The sequence below is a fragment of the Basfia succiniciproducens genome, from assembly GCF_011455875.1.
GTDB classification, from domain to species: domain Bacteria; phylum Pseudomonadota; class Gammaproteobacteria; order Enterobacterales; family Pasteurellaceae; genus Basfia; species Basfia succiniciproducens.
Window position 1 is genome coordinate 224515 of record NZ_CP015031.1, and the last position, 19752, is coordinate 244266.

Consider the following 19752-nt stretch of genomic DNA (forward strand, 5'->3'; position numbering starts at 1 on the left):
GTTGTTTATCCACGTGGCCGTTTTTAGTATAATCGCACTAATTTTTAGCCCAAAGAATGCATATCGGCATTTGGGTTAAACAGTTTTTTTACGCTATTAATATCAGTGATAAGAAAGCACATACCAATTATACGAGAGAGCATTCTATGGATATCAACTTTATCAAACAAAAAACCAGAAAAGCCCTTAGAGATCCTAAGTGGGCCATAAAAAGAACTCTAACTTTATGCAAAGACATTTATACAAGAAAAAAAATTAAGTATAGAAAATATCTTCCTATAAAGTATTCCGGTCATTATGAATATACTGTGGTTTCTGCTGTCTATAATGTTGAAAAATATCTTGATGAATATTTTGATAGTCTAGTGAGTCAAACGCTGGACTTTAAAAAACATATACAGTTAATTTTAGTTGATGACGGTTCTACGGATTCTTCAGCCGCGATTATTAAAAAATGGCAGGAAAAATATCCGGATAATATCCACTATTATTATAAAGAGAATGGTGGACAAGCTTCTGCACGTAATTTAGGTCTTCAGCATGTGAAGACTGAATGGGTGACTTTTATTGATCCTGATGATTTTCTGTCTCCGGATTATTTTTATAATGTAGATAATACTGCATTCAATGATACTTCCTTAAATGCGATTGTAACCAGTTTACATTTTTATATTGAAGCAACTAATTCAATTAAAGATACACATCCGCTTAATTATAGGTTTAAACAAAAAAACAAAAAGTATCCGATACTAGATTTAGATCAAAACCTAAATATGTCTGCATCATCTACTATTTTTAAATCCAAATATATCAAGCAATATTCTATTTTGTTTGATCATAATGTAAAACCTAATTTTGAGGATGCTAAGTTTATAGCAGATTATTTTTTACATACTAAAATGGGATTCATTTATTTCCAAGGAGCATCTGTCTATTATTATAGAAAAAGAGAAGATGGAAATTCCACCCTTGATACCTCATGGACTAGGGTTGAGCAGTATAGTAATGTTCTTGAATATGGTTTATTAAGAATGTTACAAGATTATTATGATGACTTAGGATATATCCCTGTTCATATACAAAGAACAATTATTTATAACATCAGCTGGTATATTAAATATTTATTAAATCAACCGGATAGATTATCTTTTTTATCAGAAAATTTAGAGCTAAATTTTTATCAATTAATAAAAAAATTATTTTCCTTTATTGATGATAAAGAAATATTAGATTTTAATTTGGCTGGCATGTGGTTTTTTCATAAGGTAGGCATGTTAGGTGCATTTAAAGATAGTAGACCAGAATCACAAATTACTTATATTGAAAATATTGATAGAGAAAAACAACAAATTTTACTTTCATTTTTCACTTATCATGAGGTAAACCTTAGTTTTCGATTAAATGGAATAGATACTATTCCAGCATTTGATAAAAATACTTTATATTCTTTTGGACATGAGTACTTTGTAACCGAAAGACGGTGTTGGGTTCCTTTTGAGTCTAAAGATAGTGTTTTAAATGTGATTATAGATAATAAGAATGCACGTATTTCTTTAAAAGGTAAACAGCATAAAAGTGGATTAAAAGTTCAGCATATACTGGATGCTTTTAAATATGCAGATAAATATGTATCTGATGATTCATGGATATTAATGGATCGTGATGTTCAGGCAGATGATAATGCGGAACATTTATATAGATATATTATGCAACATGATCCAAACCAACAGTGTTATTTTGTTTTAAATAGAGATTCTCATGATTGGGATAGACTAGAAAAAGATGGATTTAACCTTATTCCTTATGGAACAAGTGAATTTGAAGAAAAATTGCGAAATTCTTCTAAAATTATTAGTAGTCATCTTGACAGATATATTAATAATTATTTTGGTGATGAATATCAATATAGTAAGAAATTTGTTTTCTTACAACATGGTATTACTAAAGATGACATGTCTAATTGGTTTAATTCTAAAAAGAATTTGCAGTGTATCATTACTGCGACGACACCAGAATATCATTCTATGGCTGATAATAATAATCGATATAAATTGACCAAGAAAGAGGTTGTGTTAACAGGTTTTCCTCGACACGATAAATTATTAGCTAATAATAGATATGATCAAAAAATTATTTTAATTATGCCAACTTGGCGACAAAGTATTGTTGGAAATACCATTGGAAATGGGAATGCTCGTGAATTAAATTCTGATTTTATGCAAACTGAATATGCTCAACATTGGTATAGCTTTTTACATAATAGCGAATTAAAAATGTTAGCCGAGAAATATGGCTATAAGGTAATATTTGCACCACATGCCAATATAGCTCCTTATTTATCTGTGTTTAACGTGCCGAATTATATTGAAATTTGGAGTGCTCAATCTTCAAATGAAAGCATGCAGGAGCTGTTTCAAAAAGCAACATTGATGGTTACAGATTATTCTTCCGTTGCATTTGAAATGGCAATACTTGACAAATTGGTTGTTTATTATCAATTTGATAAAGATACTGCATTTTCTGGAGCTCATATTTATAGCCCGGGATATTTCAGCTATGAAAAAGATGGATTTGGCCCGGTTGTATATGATGAATTAGAACTTCTACACAAATTAGAGTCTATTTTATCCGGAGATAGTCCTTTAATTGAAGTCTATAAGGATCGAATTCAAAAAACATTTCCATTACGTGATGGAAATAGTTGTGAGCGTGTTTATCAGGCGATTAAAGCATTAGATCAGAGAGATAGTCATTGCTTAGATATTGAAATATTGTCTGACTATGTAAAATCAGCTTATAAACAACAAGATTGGGAAACTTTAAAATCTAGATCTCAGTTATTAGTCGAATATGGTGATGAAGAGCAGAAAGCATATGCTAAAAAATGTCAGTTAGCAATTTTCTTAAAGGATAAGAATGATAATAGCCTATTATCTTCAAACATTTTGGACGATATACATAGTCTCTGTATTGAGCAGTATAAAACGGACCAGGATATTCTACTATTCTATGCTCAGGCTTTGGTTGAGTATAGACATTGGAATAAGCTATTAGAGCTTTCTGATTTATTAGATGATGATAAAGTAAAAACTTACTATTTGGTATTAGCTTATTATTATTTAGGTAATGTTAAAAAAGCCCATGAAATTTATGCAAAACCTGATGATGAGTCCGAATATAAATATTGGCGATTAATTTTAGAACTCGCTTTGGCTATAAATGATGATGAACTAAAAACATATTGTTTAAATGGAATGATTAGATTGTACCCTGAAGAATCAATACAAGAAAATATTCATATTTTGTGTAACTTGTTAATAAAATAAGATATAGCACCTATATAGGTGCTATATCTTTGATGAAAAATGAAATACCCTAATCTTTATAAACTTAGAAAAATTTTCTATAAAGCTATTACACAACCATTGTGGTTTATTGAGAAAATCAAGTTCTTTTTGGAAAATTTCGTATTAAAAGCCAGAAGGAAACATATGCCTTTTTACTTTTTTAAGAAAAGTAAAGGAGCGTATCGATATACTGTAATCACAGTATTAACGAATTTTGAAAAATCTTTAGACGAGTATTTTCATAGTCTCGTAAATCAGTCTTTAGATTTTGCTAAAAATATAGATGTTATTTTAGTTGATATTGGTCCAGAGAATCTATTACAGCAATCTATAAATAAATGGAAAAAACGATATTCTACTAATATTAGTTATTTCTACAAAAAAAATTGTGACATATCTAACGCAAGAAATTTTGCACTGTCTAAGGTAAAAACAGATTGGGTCACTTTTATTAATGCTAATGATTTTATTGATTTTGATTATTTCAGACAGGTCGATAAAAATATAACTCAGGATATTTCAATTTGTTTGTGTAATCCATTTTATTTTTTTGATATTGACAGTAAGTTTTATAATACGCATCCATTAAAGTATTGTTTTGGAAAAACAAAAACTAAACAAATTAAGTATATTTCAGACTATTCTTATTCTTCTGTTTCATCAATTATTTTCAACTACAGTACGATTTGTGAGAACAATATTTTATTTAATGAAGTTTCTGATGCGGAATCTAGTGGTTGTAAGTTTGTTTATGATTACTTAAAGATTAATCTAGATAAAAAAGCTCTTTATCTTAATAGGGCTAAATATTTTTATAGGCAGAAAAATCAAACTTCAGCTGTGTTATTGCATAAAGGTTTAGATACTAAATTTATTTATTCCGATTATATATCAATTTTAGAAGATGCAGAATTGACTAATAACGGTTTGCTAGTATGTGTAAAGAATGCGGTTTTAATTAATTTACATGATCAATTAGTAAAAATAATTACTGGTGTATTTAAATTAGATAAGAATGAAATAGATAATTATTTAAACAAATTAAAATCAGTTTTTTCTCATATTGATGAAGATTCTGTTTTAAGACCTCATTTTAATATTAGTCAGTTGCATAAAATAGGGATTTTAGGATTAAAAAACAGTTTAAGCGATGAAAATGTAGCCTATATAAATAATATTGATATAGAAAAAAAACAAATCTTAATAGTTTATTATACTAAATCCAAAAGATTGTTTGATTTTTCATTAAATGATCAAGACTTGATCCCAAATTATATAAAAACCATTAATTATAATATTGGAAGTTACCTCTATGCATTTGAGAGACGTTGCTGGATCTCCTATCGAGATGAAAGTGATTTATTAACCCTAAAAGATAAAGAATCTAATATTAAATTAAATCTATTGGGAAAAAGCTACAGAGAACTTTCTATCTTCAATATTTTAAAACAGCATATGAGAGGAGCTAAAAAATATAAGAGTGATGGAAGCTGGATTATTATGGATAGAGATGTCCAAGCCGATGATAACGGGGAACATTTTTATCGCTATATGAGGCAGTTTCATCCGGAACAAAAATGTTATTTTGCTTTAAACAAAGATTCCCATGATTGGGTCAGGCTACAACAAGATAATTTTCAATTACTTGATTTCGGGTCACTAAAATTCGAACATCAATTACGGCGTTCTTCCAAAATTATTAGTAGTTATTTTGATGAATATATACAAGATTATTTTGGAGACAATTATTGCTATAGTAAAAAATTCATATTTCTTCAACACGGTATAACAAAGGATGACATATCGGAATCACTTAACAATAAAAAGAATATGTTAAGAATGATAACTGCAACATCACAAGAATATGATTCTATAATAAAAGAGGGTTCTCCTTACCAGATGGGGAAAAAAGAAGTTGCTTTAACAGGTTTTCCACGACATGATGTTTTGCTACAAAACTCAGAAAATAACGATGAAAATCTTATCTTAATTATGCCAACTTGGAGGTTATCTATAGTAGGTAATCCGTTAACAGGTTCCAATAAAAGAAATTTTAATCATGATTTTCTAAAAACAAAATTTGCTCAATGTTGGGGAGAGGTTTTAAGGAGTAAAGAGCTAGAAAAATTAGCAATTAAATATAAATATAAAATTATTTTTGCACCGCATATAAATATAGAGCCCTATATATCTATATTGAATATACCGGACTATATAGATATATGGACTTCGTCTGATTCGACTTATAGTATTCAGGATCTATTTAAAAAAGCTACATTCATGATTACGGATTACTCTTCTGTTGCATTTGAGATGGCATTTTTGAAAAAATTAGTTGTGTACTATCAATTTGACAGGGATACTGCTTTTTCGGGATCTCATATTTACCGTCAGGGTTATTTCAGTTATGAGAAGGATGGCTTTGGTCCGATATGTCTTGATAAAGACGCGTTATTAAATGAATTAGAGAAAATCATGATCGATAACGGACAACTATTCGAACCATATGCAGCTCGTATAGAAAATATGTTCCCATATCGTGATGGGAAAAATTGCCAACGAGTGTATAATTCCATTGTTAATCTTGATTCCTCAAATAATGAGTATGATGTTACAATATTGAATCAATATATAAATCAAGCATTTGAAGATGGCGATTTTCAACTATATAACATTAGAAACCAACTTTTAAAGTAAATTGAATAATAGATAGAGGTATTTATGCTTAACCGTCTTATCGGAAAGTTTCAGCGTTTTTATGCTTTCGATGAGTTATTAAAATTACTGATCTTAAGAGATATTAAATTAAAATATAGACGAAGTTATTTAGGGTATGTATGGAGTATCTTAAATCCTTTACTGCTTATGCTTGTTTTAGTATTGGTCTTTTCTAATTTATTTAGATTTAATATTCCCAATTTCCCTCTCTACTTAATTTCAGGACAAGTAATTTTTCACTTTATGGTTGAAGCGACCAATATGGCTGTTGGGTCCATTCGAGGAAATGCGGCTTTGATAAAGAAAACTTATGTACCTAAATATATCTTTACACTTTCTAAAGTCGGAAGTTCGCTTGTAAACTTGCTTTTTTCATTGAGTGCCTTACTTTTAGTAATGATATATACAAGAGCTGATTTTTCTTGGAATTTACTATTTTTTCCGGTGATTATATTTCAAGTTTTTATGTTTGCTTTAGGACTTAGTTTGTTTTTGGCTGCGGCAACGGTATTTTTCAGGGATATTCAGTATTTATGGACTGTTGTGATTTCCATGTGGACCTATTTAACACCATTATTTTATCCAGCAAGTATCATTCCTGAGAAATATCAGCCAATTTATAAACTGAATCCTATGTATTGGTATATTGAACAATTTAGAGATATTGTTTTATATGCTAAGTTTCCTAGCCTAAATTCAATTTTAATAGGCTGTATCGTATCTATTTTAGTATTATGTTTAGGTGCTTTTTACTTTAACAAAAAACAAGATGAATTTATTTTATATATATGATGAAAGAACAAAAGACAGTAATTAAAGTAACCAATGCCACGGTTCGTTTTAACAAATCAAATATCAATTATAATGGATTGAAAGAATACTTTATTAAAATGTTAAAACGAGAACTTATGTTTCAAGAGTTTTTCGCCTTAAAAGATGTTAATTTAGAGGTTAAAAAGGGAGAAGCATGGGGGCTTATTGGGAATAATGGCTCGGGTAAATCGACTTTATTAAAACTAATCTGCGGTATTTTAAAACCTTACAAGGGCACGGTTGAAGTTCATGGCAATATTGCTCCTCTAATCGAATTAGGTGCAGGTTTTGACCGAGAGCTGACTGCCAGAGAAAATATTTATCTTAATGGCGCTTTACTCGGGCATAAAAAAGCGTTTATGCAAGAGAATTTCGACGAGATTATTGAATTTGCCGAATTACAAGATTTCGTGGATGTACCTATTAAAAATTTCTCGTCGGGTATGTCTGCCCGTTTAGGTTTTGCCGTAGCAACAATTGTTAAACCGGAAATTCTTATTGTAGATGAGGTTTTAGCGGTGGGAGACAGGGCATTTCAGGCCAAATGTAAAAAACGAATGGAAGAAATGCTTTCCGGGGGAACGACTTTATTGTTTGTTTCCCATTCAATCAACCAAGTAAAAGAGCTTTGTCAAAAAGCGATATGGCTTGATAAAGGTGTCGTTAAAGCTAGCGGTAATGCGGAAGATGTCATTCCTCTTTATATAAATAGTTAAGAATCATTATGAATATTGCTTTCCCGGAAGTTAGTGTCATTATACCTTTCTATAAAACACCATTTTCCAAATTGGAAAAATGCCTTGAAAGTTTCTTACAGCAAGATTTTCCATCATTTGAATTGTTACTGATTGATGATGGAAATCCTGTTGAATATCGACCAATGTTAGGTAAGTATCTCGAATCTAATGCTAATATCTCTTATTTTCAATTTAGTAGTAATAAAGGCGTGAGTGAAGCAAGAAACTTAGGAATTAATAAGGCTAAAGGCAAATATATTGTATTTTGTGATAGTGATGACTATGTCGAACAAAATCATTTAACTCAATTATTCCAAGCTATCTCTTTACCTTCCGTTGATCTCGCTATTTGCGGTATTCATGAGCGAGATTATCCTGTAGTAGATTCTTTAGTTAAAAAAAATAAGTTTATAGCATTTCCGTCTAAATATAGTGGTATTCAATATATTAACTTCATACATAATAAGATTTTTAGAAAAGAACTTATTATTAATAATCAATTAAGATTTGAAACTAGTATTAAATTAGGTGAGGATGCATTATTCTTAGCTAGGTATCTAGAATTCTGCCAGAAAATAAAATCTATTTCCAATCAATCTTATCATTATGTTTTAGATGAAAATTCAGCAATGTCTTCTTACTATGAGAAATATTGGGATTGGGAAAGCCTAGTAATCAAAAAACAATTTGATCTATTCTCTTCCGTAGAATTATCGGAAAATGAAAATAATTATTTGAAATATTGGCTCTATAGAAAAATAAGAAGAGCATTTTCTTATTATTTTAATAGAAGACCTGATGATAAATCATATTTTTATATATTTAATCAGATTATATCTAGCGAGCTATTTTCTACTTTAGAAAAAGGATTATTTAATAACAGCTATTTTAGCTTTTTGGATATAGGGTTGGTTTATTTTTGGAAAATATTTAAAGCTGAAGGTGTATATTTGACAAGTAAATTTCTAAAGTTAAAGCAATTAATTAAAAAGAGTTAACTCATGAAAAAATTTCTTCTAGTCGGAGCCGGTTTCTCAAATGCCGTTATTGCTCGGGAGCTTGCTGAGCAAGGATACACAGTCACCGTTATCGATCAACGTAATCACGTGGCGGGAAACTGCTATTCCGAGCGAGATACTGAAACTAATGTTATGGTGCATGTTTATGGTCCGCATATTTTTCATACGGATAATGAACGTGTATGGAATTATGTAAACCGGTTTGGCGAGTGGATGCCCTTTGTAAATCGGGTGAAAACCATTAGTCAAGGAAAGGTATATTCTTTACCGATAAACTTGCATACCATTAATCAGTTTTTCGGTAAAACCTGTTCGCCCAAAGAAGCAAAAGCATTAATTGAAGGCCAAGCGGATATGTCTATTGTTGATCCGCAAACTTTTGAAGAACAGGCCATGCGTTTTGTCGGGAAGGATTTATATAAAGCGTTCTTTTACGGTTATACCAAGAAGCAATGGGGTGTTGAGCCAAAAAAATTGCCGGCAAGTATCCTGAAACGTCTGCCGGTTCGTTTCAATTATGACGATAATTATTTTGCTCATAAGTTTCAAGGTATGCCGAAAGACGGTTATACGGTGATTGTAGAAAATATTTTAAAACACGATAACATTGAAATTCGTTTAAATACGCCATTTACAGAATCAATGAAAGCGGAATTTGAGCATATTTTCTGGTCCGGTCCTTTGGATGCTTATTTCGGTTTTGATTTAGGACGTTTAGGTTATCGCACTTTAGATTTTGAAGCGTTTCAAGATGAAGGCGATTTTCAAGGTAATGCGGTGATTAACTATGGTGATGAAGAAGTTCCATTCACCCGTATTTCCGAGCATAAACACTTTGCACCTTGGGAGCAGCACGATAAAACAATTTGTTATCGCGAGTTTAGCCGATTGTGCGGAGAAAAAGATATTCCTTACTATCCGATTCGCTTAGTAAAAGATAAAGCCTTGTTGCAACAATACGTGGAAAAAGCCAATAAAGAAACGCAAGTAACTTTTGTCGGACGTTTAGGAACCTATCGTTATTTAGATATGGATGTCACTATCAAAGAAGCCCTGGAAACCGCTGATTCCGTTAAGGATGCGTTAAAGTGCGGTCAGAAATTACAGTCTTTTTATGTGAATATGGATGTGTAGCTTTAGTTAAAATTTGACATTTCATTTCTGAATAAATTATGCGGATTAATACTCACCAAAAATGCACTATTTTGGTGAGTATTCTTTTTTGTGCACCATAAATTTGAAAATTTGGTGTGTATTGTTGGCATGCATACCAAAAAATGCGAAAATGCGGGCATCTTATTTGTATCTCTATTGATTTAAACGATACTTCCGGAAATACGTAATAGTCGCAACCAAAAGACAAAATAGCAAACTTAGGCGGAACATTGTTAGCCGGGTTAAAAACCAATAGTAATTTAAGGAAAAGAAAAATGAATCAGTCTATCTGTGCTGTTGTGGTCACTTATAATCGCAAGGAGCTTCTCTTAAATTGTTTAAGAGCCTTAAATGCACAATCTCATCCCTTAGATCATATTGTGGTTGTGAATAATGCCAGTCAGGATGGTACCGTTGAATTTCTGCAAGAGCAGGGTTGGCAGGATAATGATAAGTTCACGCTGATTAATTTAACTGAAAATCAAGGCGGGGCAGGGGGATTTTATACCGGGATCAAATATGGTGCCGAGCATAACTTTGATTATGTCTGGTTAATGGACGATGACGGTTATCCGGCTTCCGACTGTTTGGAAAAAATGCTGCCTTATGTTTCTGATGATTGTTATCTCGGTCCTATGGTGCTTGATGTTAAGGATAAAGAGAGATTGAGTTTTGCTATGCGGATTCCCGGCACATCGGAAACGATAGATAACTATTCTCAGATTAGCCGAGATTTAAGAGAGAAAAATTTGATTCAGAAGATTGTATTGCCTTTTAACGGTACATTAATTGCTAGTAAACTAATTAAAACCATAGGTTATCCTATGAAAGATTATTTTATTTGGGGAGATGAAAGAGAATATACTGCCAGAGCTTTAAAACAGAGTAAAAATTTAGCAACGGTTATTGACGCTATTTTTTATCATCCTGCCGATAGTTCCACATCAGTACCTATGTTTTTTGGTAAAATGCGTTTTAATTATGCTAATTCAGATTTGAAAATGTATTGTTTTTGCCGTAACACGATAGCAACGTTTAACAGACATAATGGTTGGCTGCATATTTTAGGTTTCTGGATTAAAGCAACCTGGTTTTCTTTGTTTACTAAACCGAGTTTGTCTCGTTTGTTTTTTTGTTGGCGAGCTATGTGGCATGGGCTGATAAAAGATTTTTCACATCATCAAGAGTATATAAAATAATAGGATATGGCAAATTTAAAGATTCTCGTTGCTGCGCATAAAGAATATATTTTTCCAAATGAAAAGTGTTATATTCCTATCCAAGTTGGAAAAGCATTACAACATAATAATCTTGGCATTCAAGGTGATAATGAAGGGTTAAATATTTCTACAAAAAATCAAACTTTTTGTGAGCTGACAGCAATATATTGGGCTTGGAAAAATAATTTTATTAATACGGATTATGCGGGACTTGTACATTATCGTCGTTATTTTTCTGGTAATTCAATTCTTTTGAAAGGAAAGCGGGTAGCTTCAGAGAATGAACTATTGAAGGCTATAGACGGGTATGATTGTTTGGTACCTAAAAAAAGAAATTATTATATAGAAACTGTTTATAGTCATTATAGAAATGCGCATTATGAAAAAGATATTAAGTTAGTTAAGTATATTATTGAACAAGATTTTCCTGATTATGTTTCATCATTCAATAAAATTATGAATGGAAAAAAACTTCATTTATTTAATATGTTTGTAATGAAAACGGAATTATTTAATTCGTATTGCGAATGGATTTTTCATATTTTATTTAAATTAGATAATCAGATAGACGTTTCCAATTATGATACTTATCAAAAAAGGGTTTTTGGTTTTTTAGCAGAACGACTTTTTAATGTTTGGCTTTTAAAAAATCAACTTAAAGTTAAAGAAGTTAAGATTGTTAATATAGAGAAAGAGAATTTGTTTTTTAAAGCTATTGGGCTTTTGAAAAGAAAATTCTTCAGTAGGTAGAAAAATGAAAAAACAATTAATATGTAAATGTATTTTGATGCTTTCGGATTTTATTCTATTTTCTGTTTCGTTGTTATTTGCTATCTTTTTTATAGAACTATGTACTCAGGATATCTATAGTTATTTACCTAAAGATGAGTTCTATAGCCGGATTCTTATTCATATCATATTAGGTGGTATCTGCGTTGTTTGGTTCTGGATACGTCTCAGACATTATACCTACCGTAAACCATTTTGGTTTGAATTAAAAGAGATTCTAAGAATACTATTAATATTTTCTATTATTGAATTAGCCATAGTTGCTTTTTCAAAAACTTATTTTTCCCGTTATCTTTGGGTTTTAACTCTGATTATTACATTATTTCTAGTTCCTTTAGGCAGAATTTTAATCAAGAAATTTTTGATAAAAACGGGGGCTTATTTAAAAAATGCGATTATTATTGGAAGTGGACAAAATGCGATTGATGCTTATAAGGCTTTAATAAGTGAACCTTATTTAGGTTTTAATATTAAGTATTTTGTTACTATGCATAAATGTAATCAATTAAAGGAACTAAATATTCCAATTATCAGTGAAGATAAACAACATTTATGGGAGTTGGTTACAAAAAAATCAGATCAATTCATTATTGCATTAGAAGATGATGAAAATGATGAACGTGATTATTGGTTAAGGTATTTATCTAAAAACCATTATCGTTCAATATCAGTTATTCCGACGCTAAGAGGATTGCCATTATATAGTACGGATATGTCCTTCTTATTTAGTTATGAAGTATTATTGTTGCGTGTTAATAATAATTTAGCTAAACGTTCATCGAGAATATTAAAACGAACGATGGATATTTGGGGTTCATTAATATTGATTGTATTATTATCTCCATTTTTATTAATATTGTATTTTTTAATAAGAATAGATGGTGGAGATGCTATTTATGGACATGAGCGAGTAGGTCGTAATGGAAAAAATTTTAAATGTCTGAAATTTAGATCTATGGTAGTGAATGCCGATCAAGTATTAAAAGAGTTACTGGAAAAAGATTCTAAAGCTAAAGCAGAATGGAAAGAAGACCGAAAATTACACAATGATCCTAGAATAACGAAAATAGGTAGATTTATTCGTAAATGGAGTATTGATGAGCTCCCGCAATTATTTAATGTGTTAAAAGGTGAAATGTCGCTTGTCGGTCCTCGCCCCATAGTAAAAGCCGAATTAAAACGATATCAGGAAGATGTAGATTATTATCTTATGGCAAAACCGGGCATGACCGGGCTTTGGCAGGTGAGCGGTCGTAATAATGTGGATTATGATACCCGAGTTTATTTTGATGCTTGGTATGTGAAGAATTGGTCATTATGGAACGATGTAGCAATTTTGTTTAAAACGATTAAAGCTGTTCGTCATCGTAGCGGCGCTTATTAATGTTATTTTGAGCTTGCTAAACGGGTATAGTTTATTTAGGCTATATCCGTTTTTATATATAAGGATAACTTATGATAATGCAAATCTTACTTTCGTCAGAACAACCCCCTAAATCCTGGGGGAAAAATCCTTTACTTTCATTTTCTGATAACCAGGCGACCATTCATCTAAAAAATTCTGAAAAATCCGACCGCACTTTGATTCAAAAGGCGGCTCGTAAGTTGCGCGGGCAGGGGATTGATGATGTTGAACTTGTAGGAAATGATTGGAGTCTGGAAAACTGTTGGGCGTTTTATCAGGGTTTTTATACCGCTAAACAGGATTGGGCGGTGGAGTTTCCGGAATTAGGGGATGATCATGAAGAATTGTTGGCGCGTATTCAGTGCGGTGATTTCGTTCGTGAAATCATTAATTTGCCTTCCTCTGTGATTGCGCCTTTGGAACTTGCGCAACGTTCGGCACGGTTTATTGCCGGGTTGGCGGAAGAATATGCCGGAAAAAGTGCGGTCGATTTTCACATAATTTCGGGTGAAGAATTGAAAGCGCAGAATTATCTCGGTATCTGGAATGTAGGCAAAGGAGCTGAAAATCCGCCGGCGATGTTGCAATTGGATTTTAATCCGACAGGTAATCCGGAATCACCGGTGCTGGCTTGTTTAGTGGGCAAAGGAATCACGTTTGACAGCGGCGGTTATAGCATTAAGCCGAGCAATTTCATGGATAGTATGCGCACGGATATGGGCGGCGCGGCATTAGTGACCGGTGCGCTAGGCCTTGCAATTGCCCGCGGATTGAATCGGCGCGTGAAGTTGTTTTTATGCTGTGCGGAAAATTTGGTCAGCGGCAATGCTTTTAAATTAGGCGATATTATTACTTATCGTAACGGTGTAAAAGCGGAAATTCTGAACACCGATGCGGAAGGCCGCTTGGTGCTGGCGGACGGCTTGATTGATGCCTCTTCCGAAAATGCGCAATTTATTCTTGATGCGGCAACCCTGACCGGTGCGGCAAAAGTGGCATTAGGCAATGACTATCATTGCGTATTATCAATGGATGAGGAATTGACGACGGATTTATTTAATGCAGCCAAAAAAGAGCAGGAACCTTTTTGGCGTTTGCCTTTTGAAGAGCTTCACCGTTCGCAAATCAGCTCGTCTTTTGCCGATATTTCTAATACTTCTTCTGCTGCGGTAGCGGCGGGCGCGAGTACCGCAACGGCATTTTTATCGCATTTTGTGAAAGATTATCAACAAAACTGGCTGCATTTGGATTGTTCGGCGACTTATCGTAAAACGCCAAGTGATTTATGGGCGACGGGGGCGACAGGTTTAGGCGTGCAAACCATTGCAAATTTATTACTCACTAAAGCAACGCAATTGTAAGGATTTATTATGTCATTAGAACGTACGTTTTCAATTATTAAACCCGATGCGGTAGAACGTAATTTAATCGGCAAAATTTTGGCTCGTTTCGAACAAAGCGGGTTTGAGATTGTAGCCGCTAAAATGGTGCGTTTAACTAAAGCTCAAGCCGAAGGTTTTTATGCCGAGCATCAGGGCAAGCTTTTTTTTGAGGATTTAGTGGAATATATGGTTTCCGCACCCATATTGGTATCTGTGCTGCAAAAAGAAAATGCCGTTAAAGATTACCGCACTTTAATTGGCGCAACGGATCCGGCTAAGGCGGAAGAGGGGACGGTTCGTAAAGAATTTGCCGAAAGCCTGCGTCGTAATTCCGTCCACGGTTCGGATAGTTTAGAAAGTGCGGCGCGTGAAATTGCTTATTTTTTTATTGATTCGGAAATTTGTTCAAGATAAGAAAATTGCAATATTATGTTGTGCGGTTTGTAATTCAAAACACCTAGAGGGCAAACTCTGGGTGTTCAAGATAATCCGCAGCGGCATACCAGTAACGCTAACGAGTGGAACTGTCAGCAGACCCTCTATCTTCAAATCCCTTTCGGAATTCAAATACGTTTGTATTTTATTTTTTTAATATCTATATATTTAACCAGTATTCTTTAAAATAAAGAGCTTGCAATTTAATCTAAAATCTATATTATAGCCGTCCATACGTCCAAATAAGTTTATTTTAGTAAGGGAAAGAGCATGTCTTCATATTTATTTACTTCCGAGTCTGTGTCTGAAGGGCATCCGGATAAAATTGCCGACCAAATTTCGGATGCGGTATTAGATGAAATTTTAAAACAAGATCCTAAAGCGCGCGTTGCCTGCGAAACCTATGTAAAAACCGGTATGGCGCTGGTTGGCGGTGAAATTACCACTTCCGCTTGGGTTGATATTGAGTATATTGCCCGTCAGGTAATTTGCGATATCGGTTACACTTCTTCCGAAATGGGCTTTGACGGCCATTCCTGTGCGGTATTAAACGGTATTGGTAAACAATCTTCCGATATTAACCAAGGGGTGGATCGTGACGACCCGTTAAACCAAGGTGCCGGCGACCAAGGGATTATGTTCGGTTACGCCACTAATGAAACCGAAGTGTTAATGCCGGCGGCGATTACTTATGCTCACCGTTTAATGGAACGTCAGGCTTGGGTTCGTAAAAACGGCACTTTGCCTTGGCTACGTCCGGATGCGAAAAGCCAGGTTACTTTAAAATACGAAAATAATAAAATCGTCGGTGTAGATGCGGTGGTACTTTCTACCCAGCATAGCGATAGCGTAACGCAGGAAGATTTGCATGAAGCGGTAATGGAAGAAATCATTAAACCGGTATTACCGGCAAAATGGTTGAGCAAAGACACCAAATATTTTATTAACCCGACCGGCCGTTTTGTTATCGGCGGACCCATGGGCGACTGCGGTTTAACCGGCCGTAAAATTATTGTGGATACTTACGGCGGTGCGGCTCGTCACGGTGGCGGCGCGTTTTCCGGTAAAGATCCGTCAAAAGTTGACCGTTCAGCCGCTTATGCCGCGCGTTATGTAGCGAAAAATATTGTGGCGGCAGGTTTAGCCGACCGTTGCGAAATTCAGCTTTCTTACGCTATCGGTGTGGCGGAACCAACATCCATTATGGTGGAAACCTTCGGCACCGGTAAAGTGGCTGACGAATTATTGGTTGCGCTTGTACGCGAACATTTTGATTTGCGCCCTTACGGGTTAATTAAAATGTTGGACTTAATTAAACCGATTTATCGCGAAACCGCCGCTTACGGGCATTTCGGTCGCGAACAATTCCCATGGGAAAAAACAGATCGTGCGGCGGAATTAAAAGCGGCGGCAGGTTTATAAAAACAGAAAATCCTCCTTTAAGGGAGGATTTTTTACGAGTTTAGGTTTTATCCGGCGGGAATTATCCTGCCGTTATTTTCCTGATAATTAAAAAGTGCGGTCGGATTTCTGCAATTTTTGTTAAATACTGCCGTTACCGTTATCTAAATGCGCACGAATGAACCATTGCAATTTTTCAAGCGCGCGGGTTTGCGCAACCAGCAAATCTTCACTAATCGGATCTAGCTCGCCATAATGCGCCAGAACGACACGGTGCGATTCAATATTGAAACTGTAGAATTTATCAATAATGCGTAAATGATCCTGCGCACTTGCCCGGCCTAACGGATATTCCGGCGTTTGACGATTTGCGACTAAATTACCGGATAAACCGTTCGGTGCAACGCCTAATGCCGCCATACGTTCGGCAATTTCATCAACAAAATCACGGACTTCGTCAACTTGCGAGTCCAGCATCTCATGTACCGCAATAAATTGCGGACCGACAACATTCCAGTGCGCATGTTTTAAAATTAACGCCAATTCGTTCAATCCTTGCAAACGGGCTTGCAGTGCCTCGGCAATGGAATGCCCGGTATTTACATCAATACCCGGTACGCTGTGCGTTGCGTTTTTATTAATATCCGCCGTTAAAGCCTGAGATTTTTCGGTTAAAGTTAATGATGGAAATGAAATGGTTTTTGTGTTCATAATATATTCTCCTCTGTGTTGTTGTGTTCTGTATTGTTGTGATTATTATGTGCAACTTTACTGCTGAAAGCTAATTGTTAAAAAAGATAGATTTAATAGATTTTATTTATTGAACTTTTATTATTAATTGAAAATAATTATTAAATTAAAGCGGGAAATTTTAAAAAAATTCACCGCACTTTATTCATATAGAGTAGGCTTGCCAGCTCTTTATTCATGTAGGGTGAGCTTATCAGCTCTTTATTCATGTAGGGTGGGCTTGCTAGCCCACCGATTACAGAAATAAATTGATATGTAGCGTAGCGGGATAACCGAGCGCCTGTTGGTTTTTGTTTGGTGGGCTGGCATCTCTTTATTCATGTAGGATGAGCTTGCCATCCCTTTGTTCATGTAGGGTGGGCTTGCCAGCCCACCAATTACAGAAATAAATTGATATATGGAGTAGCGGGATAACCGAGCGCCTGTTGGTTTTTGTTTGGTGGGCTGGCAAGCCCACCCTACCTAATGTATTCAATCCACCCTACCTAATGTATTCAATCCACCCTACCTAATGTATTCAATCCACTCTACCTTATGTATCCAGCCCTTCCTGCCTGTCAGCCTATATGAAAAGTGCGGTCAATTTTTCAAAATTTTTAAAATTTCCACCGCAGTTTTAGCCGAAAAGATGTTTTTGCTCTTGTTTAGATCTATACTAAAACGAATTTTTTATTCGGAATCCTTATTATGTCTGAAATCTCTCCAAATATTCCCACGCATGACGCTTTCGGCAGTTTGCTCGGTTATGCCCCCGGAGGAATCGCAATTTATTCTTCTGATTACGAAACCGCCGATAAAAACGAATACCCCGATGATGCCGCATTCCGTAGCTATTTAGGTCGCGAATACATGGGATACAAATGGCAGTGCGTCGAGTTTGCCCGTCGTTATCTTTATTTAAATCACGGCATGGTGTTTACCGATGTGGGCATGGCTTATGAAATTTTTTCGCTGCGTTTTTTGCGTCAGGTTGTCAATGATGCTTTAGTGCCGCTTCAGGCTTATGCAAACGGTAGCAAAAAGCCGCCTGAACCGGGTGCGTTACTTATTTGGCAAGAAGGCGGTGAATTTCAGGAAACCGGGCATGTAGCGATTATTACGGAAGTTTTTAACGATAAAATCCGCATTGCGGAACAAAATGTTATTCATTACCGCTTACCGAGCGGGCAGCAATGGACGCGGGAATTACCGATGTCTGTGACGGAGCAGGGATATATTTTGCATGATACTTTTGATGACACGGAAATTCTCGGCTGGATGATTCAGACTGATGACTCTACTTATAGTTTGCCGCAGCCGACGGCGGCACCGGAAAGCTTGGAAATTCATGCGGAACATATTGAAAATAAAGGGCAATTCGACGGCAAATGGCTGAATGAAAGCGATCCTTTCGAAAAGCTTTATGTGACGGCGATGAATGGTCACCAGGTGAGCCGTACGGATCAATATCGTTATTTTACTATTTCGGAAACGGCAAAACATGAATTAATTCGTGCAACGAATGAATTGCATTTAATGTATCTGCATGCCACCAATAAAGTGCTTAATGATGATAACTTGTTGAAATATTTTAATATTCCTAAATTATTATGGCCTCGGTTGCGTTTATCCTGGGAGAACCGTCGTTATCAGACCGTATCCGGTAGATTGGATTTTTGTTTAGACGAGCGGGGCTTGAAAGTTTATGAATATAATGCGGATTCCGCTTCCTGTCATGCGGAAGCCGGCGCTATTTTAGGGCGCTGGGCAAAGGTTGCGGGCTTGGATAACGGGGAAGATCCGGGCGCCCATTTGCGCAATGCTTTAGCTGATTGCTGGAAACATCGGGATAATACGCCTTTGGTGCATATTATGCAGGATAACGACAGCGAAGAAGATTATCATTCGATGTTTATGCAGTCCGCATTGCTGCAAGCAGGTTGCCGGACCAAAATTATTCACGGTACGGAAGGGTTACATTGGGACAAACGGGGACGATTGCTTGATGATGAAGATAACCAAATTCTAAGCGTATGGAAAACCTGGGCATGGGAAACCATGTTGGAACAACTCCGTGAAGACGCCACCGGCAGAGAAGTCGCGCCGCCGATTCGAACCGGTTATCCCGAAGACAAAGTGCGGTTAATTGATGTGTTATTGCGCCCGGAAGTGCTAGTTTATGAACCTTTATGGACGGCAATTCCGAGTAATAAAGCGATTTTGCCGGTACTTTGGTCATTATTCCCGAATCACCGTTATTTGTTGGAATCCGGCTTTGAGCTGACCCAAAATCTGATTAAAAACGGTTACGCGAAAAAACCGATTGCCGGTCGTCGAGGCGATAATGTAACATTGTTTGCCGATCAACACAGCCGCTTGGATGTAACGCACGGACGTTTTGGCAAGCAGGAACATATTTATCAGCAACTTTGGTGTTTGCCGAAAGTGGAAGAACAATATGTACAGATTTGTACTTTTATCGTCGGCGGGCATTACGGTGGCAGTTGCTTACGCTCGGATCCGAGCCGAATTATTGTGGGCGATAGCGATATGCAGCCCTTACGCGTATTAAACGATAAAGACTTTTTAGCAAAATAAGGAT

General features: G+C 35.2%; 14 protein-coding genes. 13 read left to right on the plus strand and 1 reads right to left on the minus strand.

Annotated elements, in window-relative coordinates:
* Nucleotides 1-56 precede the first annotated feature (56 nt).
* The 12 genes from A4G13_RS01115 (at nucleotide 57) to metK (ending at nucleotide 16442) form a co-directional block, all read left to right on the plus strand.
* On the plus strand, nucleotides 57-3326 hold the full coding sequence (locus A4G13_RS01115; protein ID WP_090654406.1) for a CDP-glycerol glycerophosphotransferase family protein: 3270 nt from the start codon (nucleotides 57-59) through the stop codon (nucleotides 3324-3326).
* Nucleotides 3327-3365: 39 nt separating this feature from the next.
* Nucleotides 3366-6044, plus strand: a complete 2679-nt coding sequence (locus A4G13_RS01120) for a CDP-glycerol glycerophosphotransferase family protein (RefSeq protein ID WP_090654408.1) — start codon at nucleotides 3366-3368, stop codon at nucleotides 6042-6044.
* Nucleotides 6045-6068: 24 nt separating this feature from the next.
* Nucleotides 6069-6857: an ABC transporter permease gene (locus tag A4G13_RS01125; protein ID WP_090654411.1), complete on the plus strand. Its 789-nt coding sequence runs from the start codon at nucleotides 6069-6071 to the stop codon at nucleotides 6855-6857.
* Nucleotides 6857-7594, plus strand: a complete 738-nt coding sequence (locus A4G13_RS01130) for an ABC transporter ATP-binding protein (protein WP_090654454.1) — start codon at nucleotides 6857-6859, stop codon at nucleotides 7592-7594. Before A4G13_RS01125 ends, A4G13_RS01130 begins: the two co-directional genes overlap by 1 nt.
* 8 nt (nucleotides 7595-7602) lie before the next feature.
* Nucleotides 7603-8613, plus strand: coding sequence for a glycosyltransferase family 2 protein (locus A4G13_RS01135; protein WP_090654413.1), 1011 nt, complete (start codon nucleotides 7603-7605; stop codon nucleotides 8611-8613).
* 3 nt (nucleotides 8614-8616) lie between these two features.
* Nucleotides 8617-9768: a UDP-galactopyranose mutase gene (gene glf, locus A4G13_RS01140; protein ID WP_090654415.1), complete on the plus strand. Its 1152-nt coding sequence runs from the start codon at nucleotides 8617-8619 to the stop codon at nucleotides 9766-9768.
* Between the two features lie 296 nt (nucleotides 9769-10064).
* Complete coding sequence (locus A4G13_RS01145) at nucleotides 10065-10988, plus strand: glycosyltransferase family 2 protein (RefSeq protein WP_090654417.1); 924 nt, start codon at nucleotides 10065-10067, stop codon at nucleotides 10986-10988.
* A gap of 6 nt (nucleotides 10989-10994) precedes the next feature.
* The gene (locus A4G13_RS01150) at nucleotides 10995-11759 is read left to right on the plus strand and encodes a DUF4422 domain-containing protein (RefSeq protein ID WP_090654419.1); all 765 of its coding nucleotides are present in this window, start codon (nucleotides 10995-10997) and stop codon (nucleotides 11757-11759) included.
* A gap of 4 nt (nucleotides 11760-11763) precedes the next feature.
* Nucleotides 11764-13182, plus strand: a complete 1419-nt coding sequence (wbaP, locus tag A4G13_RS01155) for an undecaprenyl-phosphate galactose phosphotransferase WbaP (RefSeq protein WP_090654421.1) — start codon at nucleotides 11764-11766, stop codon at nucleotides 13180-13182.
* A gap of 77 nt (nucleotides 13183-13259) precedes the next feature.
* Nucleotides 13260-14564: an aminopeptidase PepB gene (pepB, locus tag A4G13_RS01160; RefSeq protein ID WP_090654456.1), complete on the plus strand. Its 1305-nt coding sequence runs from the start codon at nucleotides 13260-13262 to the stop codon at nucleotides 14562-14564.
* A gap of 9 nt (nucleotides 14565-14573) precedes the next feature.
* Nucleotides 14574-14999: a nucleoside-diphosphate kinase gene (gene ndk, locus A4G13_RS01165; protein ID WP_090654423.1), complete on the plus strand. Its 426-nt coding sequence runs from the start codon at nucleotides 14574-14576 to the stop codon at nucleotides 14997-14999.
* A 291-nt stretch (nucleotides 15000-15290) separates the two neighbouring features.
* Nucleotides 15291-16442 carry a methionine adenosyltransferase gene (metK, locus tag A4G13_RS01170; protein WP_011199848.1) on the plus strand — a complete coding sequence of 384 codons (1152 nt, stop codon included), beginning with the start codon at nucleotides 15291-15293 and terminating at the stop codon, nucleotides 16440-16442.
* A gap of 120 nt (nucleotides 16443-16562) precedes the next feature.
* On the opposite strand, the gene A4G13_RS01175 is transcribed toward metK, so the two are convergent.
* Nucleotides 16563-17132, minus strand: coding sequence for a Dps family protein (locus tag A4G13_RS01175; RefSeq protein WP_011199849.1), 570 nt, complete (start codon nucleotides 17130-17132; stop codon nucleotides 16563-16565).
* 726 nt (nucleotides 17133-17858) lie between these two features.
* Here A4G13_RS01175 and gss point away from each other — a divergent pair.
* The gene (gene gss / locus A4G13_RS01180) at nucleotides 17859-19748 is read left to right on the plus strand and encodes a bifunctional glutathionylspermidine amidase/synthase (RefSeq protein WP_090654425.1); all 1890 of its coding nucleotides are present in this window, start codon (nucleotides 17859-17861) and stop codon (nucleotides 19746-19748) included.
* Nucleotides 19749-19752: the final 4 nt, after the last annotated feature.

What these genes read in the sequence shown, in the direction of transcription:
- A4G13_RS01115 (WP_090654406.1), top strand. Translation starts at nt 57, where the DNA reads ATGCATATCGGCATTTGGGTTAAACAGTTTTTTTACGCTATTAATATC.
- A4G13_RS01120 (WP_090654408.1), top strand. Translation starts at nt 3,366, where the DNA reads ATGAAATACCCTAATCTTTATAAACTTAGAAAAATTTTCTATAAAGCT.
- A4G13_RS01125 (WP_090654411.1), top strand. Translation starts at nt 6,069, where the DNA reads ATGCTTAACCGTCTTATCGGAAAGTTTCAGCGTTTTTATGCTTTCGAT.
- A4G13_RS01130 (WP_090654454.1), top strand. Translation starts at nt 6,857, where the DNA reads ATGAAAGAACAAAAGACAGTAATTAAAGTAACCAATGCCACGGTTCGT.
- A4G13_RS01135 (WP_090654413.1), top strand. Translation starts at nt 7,603, where the DNA reads ATGAATATTGCTTTCCCGGAAGTTAGTGTCATTATACCTTTCTATAAA.
- glf (WP_090654415.1), top strand. Translation starts at nt 8,617, where the DNA reads ATGAAAAAATTTCTTCTAGTCGGAGCCGGTTTCTCAAATGCCGTTATT.
- A4G13_RS01145 (WP_090654417.1), top strand. Translation starts at nt 10,065, where the DNA reads ATGAATCAGTCTATCTGTGCTGTTGTGGTCACTTATAATCGCAAGGAG.
- A4G13_RS01150 (WP_090654419.1), top strand. Translation starts at nt 10,995, where the DNA reads ATGGCAAATTTAAAGATTCTCGTTGCTGCGCATAAAGAATATATTTTT.
- wbaP (WP_090654421.1), top strand. Translation starts at nt 11,764, where the DNA reads ATGAAAAAACAATTAATATGTAAATGTATTTTGATGCTTTCGGATTTT.
- pepB (WP_090654456.1), top strand. Translation starts at nt 13,260, where the DNA reads ATGCAAATCTTACTTTCGTCAGAACAACCCCCTAAATCCTGGGGGAAA.
- ndk (WP_090654423.1), top strand. Translation starts at nt 14,574, where the DNA reads ATGTCATTAGAACGTACGTTTTCAATTATTAAACCCGATGCGGTAGAA.
- metK (WP_011199848.1), top strand. Translation starts at nt 15,291, where the DNA reads ATGTCTTCATATTTATTTACTTCCGAGTCTGTGTCTGAAGGGCATCCG.
- A4G13_RS01175 (WP_011199849.1), bottom strand. Translation starts at nt 17,132, where the DNA reads ATGAACACAAAAACCATTTCATTTCCATCATTAACTTTAACCGAAAAA.
- gss (WP_090654425.1), top strand. Translation starts at nt 17,859, where the DNA reads ATGTCTGAAATCTCTCCAAATATTCCCACGCATGACGCTTTCGGCAGT.